This is a genomic window from Paenibacillus sp. S-38 (assembly GCF_049942825.1).
Taxonomy (GTDB): domain Bacteria; phylum Bacillota; class Bacilli; order Paenibacillales; family NBRC-103111; genus Paenibacillus_G.
The window spans coordinates 3,919,981-3,933,645 of sequence record NZ_CP187970.1 but is presented as its reverse complement, the minus strand read 5'-3'; the positions used below and the strand labels follow the sequence as shown (position 1 = coordinate 3,933,645).

Below are 13,665 nucleotides of genomic sequence, written 5' to 3'. Positions count from 1 at the left end.
CGTATAATCTTCACCCGCGGCTTCGTTTCCCAATGCCTGAAGTCCGGCAGCATCCCTACCATAATCCCATGATGTGATGGAAAGGACGTACCTATGTTTATGAGCCTGTTTGATCAAGAAGCCGCCTATTGGAATCAGAAGTTAGACGGCGGGGACCGTATCGTGTGTCTTCCTTATAACCGGACTTCCGGAAATCAGGACAGCCAGTTCCATACGGTTAACCTGACCCTGGAGGCCGCGCTCTCCAAGCGGATGATGCAAATCGCCGGCGGTTCTCCATTAGCCTTGTACATGATTCTGCTGTGCGGCGTGGAAGGGCTGCTGCACCACTACACGAATGAATCCAATCTGCTGCTTGGCGTTCCGGTCTTCCGTCAGCCGGACGATTCGGCGGAGAGCCTCAATTCTCTGGTCATTGTCAAAAACACGGTCACGGATCAAAGCACCCTCAAGACCTTGTTCTCCGGTATCAAGACAGCCGTTAGCGAAGCGATGGAGCATCAGAATATTCCCTTCTGGAACTATACCGAGCGGATCACCACGCGATCCGCTTCGGAGGGCAAACCCCTGATCCACACGATTGCGGGGTTCAAGCCCCTTCATACGATGGAATTCAGGGAACAGGCCGCATTCGATCTGCTGTTCTTCTTTGACCAGGGGGATCAGCAGGTGGTGCTGGACCTCACCTACAATGAGCAGCGGTACAGCCGGGAGGCTATGCTCCGGTTGGCCGCGCATCTGCAGGGGATGCTCTGCGCGCTGGTCAGCGCGCCGGATCTCGCGCTCGGGGACACGGTGCTCATCACGGAGGAAGAGAAATCCAGAATCTTATCCGAGTTCAACGATACGGCTGCGGGCTATCCGGGCGGGAAGACGATCCACAGGCTGTTCGAGGAGCAGGTGGAGCGGACGCCGGACAGTGCAGCGGTCCTGTGCGGGGACGAGCGGCTGACCTACAGGGAGCTGAACGAGAGGGCGAACCGCCTGGCGAGAAGGCTGCAGGCGGACGGTGTCCGCGCGGGAGAGCTTGTAGGGATCATGACCGAGCGTTCGCTGGAGATGGTCATTGGGGTCTATGCCATCCTGAAGGCCGGCGGCGCTTATGTGCCGATCGACCCGGACCATCCCCAAGAACGGATTAGGTACGTAGCGGAGGATTCGGGTATCGGGCTGCTGCTGACAACGGCCCGGGACAGCGATCGGGTGAACTTCGAAGGCCGGTGCCTGCTGATCGATGACGCTTCGTGCAGCATCGGGGATGGAGGCAATTTGGAGCCATCCTCCGGGCCGAGAGATCTCGCTTATGTCATGTATACCTCAGGGTCCACCGGGAACCCGAAGGGGGTTATGATCGAGCATCATTCCGTGGTCAACCGGATTCTCTGGGGACAGAGCCAGTATCCGCTGGGAAGCGGCGATGTCAGCCTGCTCAAAACCGCATTCACCTTCGATGTATCGGTGCCGGAGCTGTTCTGGTGGGGGATGGCCGGTTCTACGGTAAGCCTGCTGCCCCCTGGGGGAGAGAAGGATCCGGGACAGCTGGTGGAGGCGATCGCAAGCTCCGGGGTCACTACCGTTCATTTTGTCCCCTCGATGCTTCAGCTGTTTCTGGAATATGTGGAGCTGCTGCCCCCGGGGGAAGTGTCTGTGAAATTAAGCAGTCTGCGGTACGTGTTCGCCAGCGGGGAAGCTCTCACTCCGCATCAGGTATCCCGCTTCCAGCGTTTGATCGGATCGGTCCGTGGGGCTGCGATGATCAACCTCTACGGTCCGACGGAAGCGACGGTGGAGGTGGCCTGCTTTCCTTGCGAACAAGATCGGCCGTATCCGCTGATTCCCATCGGCAAACCGATAGCCAATACAGAGCTCTATATTGTGAAGGAAGGCACGGCCAAGCTGCAGCCTATAGGCGTAGCGGGCGAACTGTGCATAGCCGGAGTCTGCCTGGCACGCGGATACTGGAGACGGCCGGAGCTGACGGCGGAGAAGTTCGTGGACAACCCCTTCCGTGAGGGGGAGCAGATGTACCGGACGGGGGATCTGGCAAGATGGCTGCCGGACGGCAGTATCGAATATATGGGGCGGATCGATCATCAGGTGAAGATCCGGGGATACCGGATCGAGCTGGGGGAGATCGAAGCGCAGCTTCTGCGTCTGGAAGGCGTGCGGGAAGCCGTTGTCGTCGCCGGGGAGGACGAGACGGGGGACAAGCACCTGTGTGCCTATGTGGTCGTGAAGGCGACGCATGCCGCACGGGATTGGAGGGAAGAGCTTTCCCGGAAGCTGCCTGCCTACATGGTGCCTGCTTACATGGTACAGCTGGAGAAGCTGCCGCTGACTTCAAGCGGCAAGCTGGACCGCCGGGCGCTGCCGAAGCCGGAGAAAGTGGTGCAGAGCACCACCGAGTATGCTGCCCCCCGGACTCCGACCGAAGAGAGGCTTGCCGCAATCTGGAGGGAGGTCTTGCAGCTTCCGGATATTGGCGTGAAGCACAATTTCTTCGAACTGGGCGGGCATTCCCTATGGGCGGCGCGATTGGCAGGGAAAATATACAAAGAAATGAACGTCGTACTGCCGCTTCGGGAAATGTTCCGGTCACCGACCATTGAAAGCATGGCCCAAGCCATAGACGGGATGAAGCGTACCGATTATGTCGGCATTGAGCGTGCGGAGGAAAGAGAGAACTATCCCGTCTCCTCTGCGCAGAAGCGGATCTATCTCCTGAGCCAGCTGGATGGCGGCGAGCTGAGCTACAATATGCCGGGGGCTCTGGAGATCCGCGGTCCTTTGGACCGGACACGGGCCTATGAAGCCTTCCGGTCCTTGATCCGCCGCCATGAATCGCTTCGGACCCGCTTTGAAATGAAAGACGGCGAGATCGTCCAGCGGATTGAGGAAGAGGTGCCGTTCGAGCTCGAAACGATCCGGCTGGACGGGCGGGAGGCTGCCGAAGCCATTCGCGGGTTCATCCGTGCTTTCGACCTGGATCAGGCGCCGCTGCTGCGGGCAGGTCTTGTCGAACTGGGGCCGGATCATCATTTGCTGCTGTTCGATACCCATCATCTGATCTCGGACGGGGTATCCATGAACAATCTGACACACGAGTTCGCACGGCTGTATGAAGGAGAGGCGCTGGCGACCTTGTCTCTCCAGTATAAGGACTATGCCGTATGGCAGCAGGAGAAGACGGACAGCGGAAGGATCCGGGAACAGCAGGCGTACTGGCTGGATGTATTCAGCGGCGAGCTGCCGGTCCTTGAGCTGCCGGCCGACTACGCAAGACCGCTTGTACGGAGCTACCAAGGGGCTTCCCTGAGCTTTACGCTGGGGGAGGCACGAAGCGAAGCGCTGGCACAGCTTGCCCGGCACACAGGGACAACCCTGCATATGGTGCTGCTCGCAGCCTATACGGCATGGCTTGGCAAATACAGCGGAAAGGCAGATGTGATCGTCGGCACCCCGGTGGCCGGAAGGCTGCAGGCGGAGCTGGAGCCCCTTATCGGCATGTTCGTGGGCACGCTGGCGCTGCGGCAGTATCCGGCCGGAGACAAAAGCTTCGAGTCGTACCTGCAGGAGGTCAAGGAGGGGCTGCTGGGAGCCTACGAACATCAGGAGTTCCCGTTTGAACGATTGGTGGAGCAGCTGGACCTCCCGCGGGATCTGAGCCGTAATCCGCTGTTTGACACGATGTTCGTGCTGCACAATACGGGCCCGGCCCCGATGGCGATCGACGGACTGCAGGTATCCCCTTATGCACACGATTTCGCGGCAGCGAAATTCGACCTCACGATGAACGCGGAAGAGACGGAGGAGGGGCTGCGGTTCTGGATCGAATACGCCTCCGCGCTGTTCCAACGGGAGACGGTAGAGCGTATGGCGGGTCATTGGATAAGGCTGATCGACATGCTGCTGGAAGATCCGGGCAGAACGCTGTCCTCTCTGGAGCTGATGACTTCCGGGGAGCGCCGGCAGCTTCTAGAGGAGTTCAACGACACGGAGGCGGATTATCCGGCAGAGAAGACGATCCACGGCTTGTTCGAAGAACAGGCGGCGCGCACGCCGGACCGCGTGGCGGTACTCTTCGAAGGCCGGGCATGGACTTATGCCCAGCTGAACGCCAGAGCCAATCAGGTTGCCCATACTTTGCGGAACTATGGCGTCGGGCCGGATGCTGTTGTCGCAATCCGGACGGATCGTTCCTTCGAGATGATGGCCGGCATCTTCGGCATACTGAAGGCGGGAGGCGCCTACCTGCCGATCGATCCGGCGTATCCGGCAGAGCGGGTCCGCTACATGCTGGAGGACAGCAGGACGGGAGTGCTGCTGACCGAAGGGGCGGATGAAATCACAGCCACCACCGGGTTCACCGGCACCGTGCTGGATCTTCGGGATGAAGAGATCGCTAACCGGCCTGCGGACAATCCTGTACCCGTCAGCGGACCTGGGGATCTCGCCTACGTGATCTATACCTCCGGCTCCACCGGCAGACCGAAGGGGGTCATGATTGAGCATCATTCGGTGATCAACCGGATCCACTGGATGCAGAAGAGCTACAGGCTGGGCGGAGAGGACGTCATCCTCCAGAAAACGCCGATCTCCTTCGACGTATCGGTATGGGAATTGTTCTGGTGGTCGTGGTATGGTGCGAGCGTGTGCCTCCTGACGCCTGGCGGGGAGAAGGACCCCACCCTCATCCGGGAGACGGTCTCGAACTATGGCGTGACGACGATGCACTTCGTGCCTTCCATGCTGGGGGCGTTCCTGGAAGATCTGGAAGCGGCGGAAGGGGCATCGGCGCAGACCGCCAGTCTTAAGCAGGTGTTTGCCAGCGGCGAAGCCCTGCCGAGTCCTATGGTAGAGAGGTTCTTCGCCTGGTTCGGAGAGGACCGGGTGAAGCTGGTGAATCTGTACGGGCCGACGGAGGCGACCGTGGATGTCAGTTCATACGAATGTGCTCCGGGACTGGGACGCATCCCGATTGGCGCACCGATCGACAATACCCGGCTGTACGTGGTGGACGGGAAGCTGAACCTGCTTCCGATCGGCACACCGGGGGAGCTGTGTATCGCGGGGGCCGGCCTGGCCCGGGGATATGTGGGACAGCCGGAGCTGACGGCGGAGAAGTTCGTGGATGATCCGTTCACACCGGGCGAGCGGATGTACCGCACCGGCGATGTGGCCCGCCGGCTGCCGGATGGTCAGGTGGAGTATCTCGGCCGGATGGATCACCAGGTGAAGATTCGGGGCTACCGAATCGAATTGGGCGAAATTGAAAGAGCGCTTATGCATCATCCGGATGTGGCTGAGGCCGTTGTAGTGGACCGGATGGACCGGTCGGGGTCTGGGGCCAAATCCCTTTGCGCTTATGTAGTTTCCAGAAGGGAGCTGTCTGCTGCCGAGTGCAGAGAGCATCTGGCGAAGAGCCTGCCCGTGTATATGGTGCCCTCTTATTTTGTAGAGCTGGAGCGGATGCCGCTGACGCCGAACGGCAAACTGGACCGGAGGGCGCTGCCGGCGCCGGACATGGAGAGCGACGGCACGGGAACCTTCACGGCTCCTGCCCTGGGGAGGGAAGAGCAGCTGGCACACCTTTGGAGTGGAATCCTCGGCAAGGAAAAGGTAGGGGCAACCGATGATTTCTTCCTCTCCGGCGGAGATTCCATTACCCTGCTTCGGCTGGCCAGCCGAATTCAACGGGAGCTGGAGATTCCGGTCCAGCTGAAAGACCTGTATACGCACCGCACGATCCGCGAGTATGCCCGTTATTTGGATGAGGCAGGCACGAAACGCCAATCCGAAGAGCTGGAGAGCGGCCTGCGCCTGATCGAAGCGTTCCAGGAGACCCTGCGCGGCACCGCGGCGTTCCAGACGTATGCTTCTCAGGAGCTGGAAGACTTCTACCCGCTGAGCAAGATCCAGCAGAGCATGGTGTACTACTCGCTGATGAAGCCCGATCAGCCGATCTATCATGATCAATTCTTCTTTGCCGTCCGGCTGAGTCCTATGAGCAGCGAGATCTTCCTCAAAACGGTACGCAGGCTGATGGTCCGGCATGCCGTTCTCAGGACGGTTGTCGATACGGTGAACTTCAAGGAGCCGGTCCAGCTGGTCTACAAGCAGATCGAGCCGGATGCGGTCTTGGAGGACATCCGGCATCTATCGGTCGATGCGCAGAAGGTCCATATCGAAGCATGCAGGGGGGCGGATCTGCGCGATAAATATGTACAAGACCGCGGTTTGTTGTGGCGGCTCCGGCTGTTCCGGCTGGGCGATGAGGAGACCGTCATTCTTTTATCGTTCCATCATGCGGCTCTCGACGGATGGAGTGTAGCGGTGTTCCAGCAGGAATTCATGGAGCTGTACGCGGAGCTTGCGGCAGGAAGCGGATCCGTACCATCAGAGCGGGCCCCGCTCCGCAGCTCGTACAAACAATATGTGGCGCTGAATGCGTTCAGGCAGGCGGATGAGATGACGGGGGAATGGTGGAGGGAATTCCTGAAGGGCTATACACGGGGCAAGCTGCCGTTTAATATCGCCCGCAAGCCCATGGCGGGCACCGCATCCAGCGCCATCATCAAGAGAGCTTTGTCTCCTCTGTTGGCGAGCAGGCTGGAGGCGGCAGCGCGAACATACGGAATCACCTTAAGAGACCTTTGCCTAAGCGCACATCTGTACCTGCTGCGCATCGTGACCGCAGAGGAGGACATCGTAACGGGAGTGGTCTCGCACGATCGCCCTGCGGTAGAGGACGGGGACCGGATTCTCGGCTGCTTCCTGAACACGGTGCCGATGCGGCTGCAGGTCGGCAAGCAGGAAGACAAGAAGGGGCTGCTGCGGAGAGTCGCGGATACGGTCTACCGGATGAAGTCCGAGGAAGTGTTCCTGGGCGATATCGCCCGAATGATCGGCGAGCGTTCCGATCCGTCACTCAATCCGATATTCGATACGTTATTCAACTATACGGACTTCCATATCCTGGATTACGGTAAAGAGGGGAGCGGCATTCGTCCGGAACAAGCCGGCGGGCTTGAGCTGCACAACGCCGAAATGACCAACACGCTGCTGGATGTCGAGGTGCACCGGGCGGGGAGCCGGATGAGTGTCCAAATCAAGTACGCCCCGAACTACTTCTATGAACGTGACATGGAATTGGTGTTCGCCCTCTATGTCCGTATTCTGGAGGAACTGTGCAGCGGAGACCGCTCCGCACTGGACAGCCGGACATTCCTACCGGACGAAGCAAGAGCAGCGCTCCGCGAATGGAATGCTCCGGTGTACGAGCTTGCGGCTGCCTGCACGGAGGGCAAGACGCTGCACAGGCTGTTCGAGGAGCAGGCGGCGAGAACGCCGGACCATGCGGCGGTCCGGCATGGAGGCCGGACGCTGACCTATGCGCGGCTGGAGGCGGAGGCGAACCGGCTGGCGCGGCATTTGGCGCGGCAAGGCGTGCGCAGCGGGGATCATGTGGCCCTGGTGGCCGGGCGCGGAGCCGGCATGATCACCGGGATGCTCGCCATCCTCAAGGCGGGAGCGGCTTACGTGCCGGTGGACCCGGAGTACCCGCCGGGCCGCAAGGCGTACATTCTGCAGAACGCGGAAGCGGCAGCGGTGCTGGCCGACCGCGCTTACCCGGATCTGACGCATGAACGAGTCATCCTCATGCACGATGAGGGGATCGCCGGGGAAAGTCCCGAGCCGCTGATGCTTGCGAAGGACAGCGGGGAGCTGGCCTATATCATCTATACCTCCGGCTCCACAGGCACGCCGAAGGGCGTGATGATCGAGCACCGCAGCGCCGTCAACCTGGTCTCCTGGGTCAACCGGCGGTTTGCGGTCGGCGGGGAAGACCGCCTGCTGTTCATCACCTCGATGTGCTTCGACTTGTCCGTCTACGATATTTTCGGGATGCTCGCGGCCGGGGGAACCGTTGTCGTGGCGGAACGCGAGGAGGTGCTGGATCCGGGCGCGCTGCTGAGGCTGATGGAAGCCGAGGAGGTCACGTTCTGGGATTCGGTGCCGACGACGATGAACCATTTTATTCATCATCTGGAAGAAGGTCCGGCAGCGGCTTCGCTTCCGGCGGGATTGCGCCTGGTCTTCATGAGCGGCGACTGGATTCCGGTGACGCTGCCCGGGCGGATCCGGCAGCTGTTCCCGCAGGCGGAAGTGATCTCGCTGGGGGGAGCGACCGAGGCGACCGTATGGTCGAATTACTATCCGGTCCTGGAGGTCAGTGCCGACCGGAGCAGCGTCCCGTACGGCCGGCCGATCGGGGGCAACGCCTTCTACATTCTGGACGACGACCGGGAGCCCGTGCCGTGGGGCGTGGTCGGCGAGCTGTATATCGGCGGCGTGGGCGTGGCCCGCGGCTATATGAACGACGAGGCGAAGACCTCGGCGGCGTTCCTCCCGGACCCGTTCCTGCCTGGAGGGGGGCGGATGTACAAGACCGGGGACCTCGGGAGGCTGCTGCCGGACGGGAACATGGAGTTCCTGGGCCGCAAGGACCATCAGGTGAAGATCCGCGGCTACCGGGTGGAGCTGGGCGAGATCGACAGCCGGCTGGCCCGGCACCCGGGGATCCGCGAAGCGGTGGTGATGGACCGGCTGGATGGACGGGAGCAGCGGTACTTGTGCGCTTACATCGTCCCGTCGGGCGGGTTGACCGTGGCTGCGGTCCGGGAGTATCTCGCGGCGGAGCTGCCGTCCTACATGGTGCCGGGAGCTTATGTGTTCCTGGATGGACTGCCGCTGAACGCGAACGGCAAGGTAGACCGCAAGGCGCTGCCGGAGCCGGCTCTGGGGCAGGCCCATCCGTCCGAAGCGGAAGCCCCGGCTGACGCAACGGAACAGGGGCTGGCCGACTTGTGGGAGGACACCCTCGGGCAGGGAAGCATCGGGGTGAATGAATCCTTCTTCGAGCGGGGCGGGGATTCGCTGAGCGTCACGAGGCTGACTGCCCGTATACGTAACCATTTTAAGGTGGAAGTCCCCTTGCAGGAGGTGTTCCAGTCTCCGACGGTCCGGGAGCTGGCGAAGCTCATCCGAGCCAAGGAGGCTGAAGCGGCTGGGCAGCCTGCGGGCCTGTCCCTGATCTCGAAGGCACCCGAGAGGGAAGTTTATCCCCTTTCCTCGGCACAGAAGCGGATCTACCTCGTCAGCACTCTGGAAGGAGGGGAGATGAGCTACAATACGCCGGTGGTGCTTCAGCTGGATGGCCCCCTGGACCCCAGCCGGGTGCAGGAAGCCTTCCGCAGGCTGATCGCCCGTCATGAAACGCTGCGGACCGGCTTCGAGATGAAGAATGGAGAGATGATTCAGCGGATACGGGAAGAGACAGCCTTTGATGTGGAAACGGTCCGGCTGAATGAGGAAGAAGCGCCCGCGTATATCCAGGGATTCATGCGCCCCTTCAACCTGAAGCAGGCACCGCTCATGCGGGCGGGTCTCGTCGAGCTGGAGCCGCAGCGCCATCTGCTGCTGTTCGATATTCATCATATCGTGTCGGATGGCATATCCATGATCAACCTCGCCTATGAATTTACGAGGCTGTACGAAGGCGAGACGCTGCAGCCGCTGGCCCTCCAGTATAAGGACTATGCGGTATGGCAGCAGAGGGAGGCGGCCAGCGAGCGGTTGATGAAGCAGGAAGCCTACTGGCTGGAGGTGTTCCGCGGCGAGCTTCCGGTGCTCGAGCTGCCGGCTGACTATGCCAGACCGCCGGTACGCAGCTATGAAGGAGCCGCGGTGAGATTCACGCTGGGAGGAGACCGGAGCGAAGCGCTCCGGCAGCTGGCCTCCCGCACGGGCACCACGCTGTATATGGTGCTGCTTGCCGCTTATACCGCATGGCTTGGCAAATACACCGGCAGCGGGGAGATCGTCGTAGGTACGCCGGTGGCCAGTAGGCTGCAGGAGGAGCTGGAGCCCCTGGTCGGGATGTTCGTCGGTACGTTGGCGCTTCGCCAATATCCGGCGGCGGACAAGACGTTCGAGGCTTATTTGGAGGAAGTCAAGATCGGGCTGCTGCAAGCGTACGAGCACCAGGAGTATCCTTTCGAGGAGCTTGTGGAGAGACTTGCTCTTCCGAGGGACCTGAGCCGCAATCCGCTGTTCGACACGATGTTCATTATGAACAATATGGGGCACCAAGAGCTGGCCATCGAGGGAGTCCGGCTATCCCCTTATCCTCAGGAATTCGTGGCCGCCAAATTCGATTTGACTTTGAACGTGGAAGAGTCGGCCGAGGGTCTCCGGTTCACGCTGGAATATGCCACGGCGCTGTTCAAGCGGGAGACGGCGGAGCGAATGGCTGGACACTGGCTCCGGGTGATCGATCTGCTGCTCGAAGATCCGCAGCGCACGCTGTCTTCTCTGGAATTGATCACGGAAGTAGAGCGCAGGCGCCTGCTGGAGCAGTTCAACTGCACGGCAGCAGACTATGACCGGGAGAAAACCGTCCACGAACAGTTCGAGGAGCAGGCGAAGCGGACGCCGGAGAGCCTGGCTGTCGTGTGCGGCGGGGAGCGGCTGACCTACCGGGAGCTGAACGCAAGGGCGAACCGGCTGGCGCATCTCCTGCGCGGCAGGGGAGTGCAGCCCGATCAGATCGTAGGCTTATTGATGGAGCGGTCGGTGAACATGCCCGCCGCTATGCTGGCCGTGCTGAAAGCCGGGGGAGCCTATTGCCCGATCGATCCCGCTTTTCCGGAAGAAAGAATCGAAGCGATCCTGGAGGACAGCGAGGTCCGGCTGGTGGTAGCATCCGCTCCTGTGCGCGAGCTCGTTCCGGGGGATATCGAGGTTTGTGATATGGCGGGAGCTGGGCTGCAGCAGGATGATGCCGGCAATCCGGCGCAGATCAATCACAGCGGCCACCTGGCCTACGTCATCTACACCTCGGGTTCCACCGGGAAGCCTAAGGGAGTTATGCTGGAGCACCGGAGCGTGCATAACTTGATCCAGGGGATGAAGCGGCAGATCGGCTTCTATGAAGGCCAGCGGGTCCTGGCGGTCACCACGTATGGCTTCGACATCTTCGTTCTGGAGTGTCTCCTGACGCTCACCGCCGGGGGTGTGGTGGTTCTGGCGACGGAGGAGGAGCAGAATGAACCGCAGAGGCTGCTCCAGCTCATGGAGAAGGAGCGCGTGGAGCTCATGCAGACCACCCCGTCCCGGATGGGGCTGCTGCTGGGTGCAGGCCGCGGGAGGGGATGGGCCGGGGTGAAGCAGATCCTCCTCGGAGGCGAAGCGATGCCGGCGGGTTTGCCGGAGCAGATCCGAAGCCATACGCAGGCGAAGCTGTACAACTTGTACGGCCCGACAGAAACGACGGTCTGGTCCACGATGACGGAGCTCAGCGAGAGCGGCCGGGAGGTTGGCATCGGCAAGCCGATCATGAACACGCAGGTGTATATTGTGGACCCGTCCGGAGTCCAGCTGCGGCCGGTCGGCGTGACCGGGGAGCTGTGCATCGCAGGGGACGGGCTGGCCCGGGGCTATTGGCGGCGTCCGGAGCTGACGGCGGAGAAGTTCGTGGAGAATCCTTTCCTGCCGGGAGAGCGGATGTACCGGACAGGCGATCTGGCGAAGTGGCTGCCGGATGGCAGTATCGCGTATGCAGGACGCATCGACCACCAGGTGAAAATCCGGGGGTACCGGATCGAGCCGGGTGAGATTGAAGCGCAGCTGGCGGCGCTGGAAGGCATCAGGGAAGCCGTTGTGATGGCCCGGCCCGACCCGTCGGGACAGAACCAGCTGTGCGCTTACTATACGGGAGAGCTTGCGTATAGTGCAGGCGAAATACGGACAGCGCTGTCGCGGATGCTGCCATCCTACATGCTGCCTGCCTACGTGGTCCGGCTGGAGAGCATGCCGCTGAATGCGAACGGAAAAGTGGACCGCAGGGCGCTGCCTCTCCCGGACCTTGGCGTTTCGATGCTGGAGTATCAAGCACCGGAAAGCCCGATCGAGATCAGGGTAGCTGCCATTTGGCAAGAGCTTCTAGGGATTTCCAAAGTGGGCATGCTGGATCACTTGGCGGACATGGGCGTGAATTCCTTGAGCTATATGCGGGCCATTGTGGCGATGGAAGAGGAATTCGATTTCGAATTTCCCGATGAGGATATGATTCCAGGCAAATTCATGACTATCGCCGATGTGGCGGACTACGTGGAAGGCCGGATTTCGGTGACTCCGGGCACGAAGTAAGCGGAATGAACAGTCAAAAAAGACTATTCTCTAACGTCAGCATGTGACGGAGGGAATAGTCTTTTTTGCGCAGCGTACCGATAGACCGACTGAGCTCTGAGTCCATACGGCACTCGTACATGCCCGGCGATCGTGCCGGATCCACTCTCGGATTACGCCTGAACGGATGCGGGGGTGAGGGTCTTCAAATCTTCCAGCACCTCTCCCAGAATGTTCTTCTCGCATTCCGCAATCTTGCGGAGAAGAAGACTAATTCGATCCAGCAGACGGATGTTTTCGGTTAAGCCGAATTTCAGGAGCAGGTTTCTCAGAATGGAAGCGTCCTGAAGGATTTCCTCATACGCCTCAGCCCGCTCGGCACGAATCAAGCCGATCTCATGCATATACTGGAGTCTTTGAACCATCAGAAGCTTATGGTCGCCCATCACATGAAAGAAACGGAAGTCTCTGATGCCGCTGTCCGTCCGGATCTCCTCGATATGCTGGATCAAATGGTCATAGCATGCGATCCCATAGGCTAGAACCGGAGTGGACAGCCAGGTCGGTTCCCGGCGGGGGGTATAGGTGGACTCCAAATAATCGGATAGGGACTGCTTGACCCTCTCCGTATCAAAGGCATAGGAAACGTCGGTTCTGTAGCGGAACAGCTCGATGCCCTTCAATGGATTGAGCTCCTCCTTAAGATGAAGGATGGAATCCGTTAACTGGGCGTAAGAAACTTCGAAGATCCCGTACCGGTTGGCGCCGTCCGCATGTTTATGAAAATCGGCCATGTAAAATCGTTCCTGTTCCTCGTTAAATCCGAGGAGTAACGAATCATGCTGAGCATGTCTCAGCTGATAGAACGGGTAAGCAGGAATATAGTACATATCCACAAAGGCGTAGATATAATAGCCATTGAGCAAACTTTCCTTGAAAAACGAAACCAGGTCACCCTCTGATTCTTGGATTTGCTGTACGTTCGTGCGGCTAATTTCGATCCAGGGGCAGTCCTCTTGGGGGGTGGTGATGTGGGAGTAGTTAAGAAGGGTGTCTTTTCCGCTCAATCCCGTAATCAGTTCGGTTTGGATGTAATGGGAATAGATCCAGGGCTTGCAGCCGGGATGCCGCTGGGCAATGGAAAAAACATGCGATTGGTTGCTCCACGAGGTGATGATCGGCGGTTCCACGGGTAAGCTGACATGCATTTTCATTGGAATTCTCCTCTGAATGGATTGAGATGATAACGACTGAAGATTATCTTAAGAGTGAAATGGAGGTTGAATTGTACCATGAGCCGGAGATCACTGGAAATTATCGAAAGCGGGAGGGATCTAGGGAGGCGGGAAGAAGCTGGGCCTAAATTATGCCAGCCCAACACTCTAATTATACAAGCGGCAACTGATGAAAGTAAACAATCCGGCGCAGCTCAACCGGAACTCCGAGTCGGCTGGTGTCGCAGGACCAGAACCTATA

At 59.9% G+C, this 13,665-nt stretch carries 2 protein-coding genes; one reads left to right on the top strand and one right to left on the bottom strand.

Annotation, left to right across the window (positions count from 1 at the left end; genetic code table 11):
* The first annotated feature begins 99 nt into the window (after positions 1-99).
* Positions 100-12,210 (top strand): amino acid adenylation domain-containing protein, encoded by a 12,111-nt coding sequence (locus ACP26L_RS17980; RefSeq protein ID WP_426454578.1) that lies wholly within the window; start codon positions 100-102, stop codon positions 12,208-12,210.
* Positions 12,211-12,362: 152 nt separating this feature from the next.
* Here the strand turns inward: ACP26L_RS17980 and ACP26L_RS17975 are convergent, their stop codons facing one another.
* Positions 12,363-13,403: a hypothetical protein gene (locus tag ACP26L_RS17975; protein ID WP_426454576.1), complete on the bottom strand. Its 1,041-nt coding sequence runs from the start codon at positions 13,401-13,403 to the stop codon at positions 12,363-12,365.
* Positions 13,404-13,665: the final 262 nt, after the last annotated feature.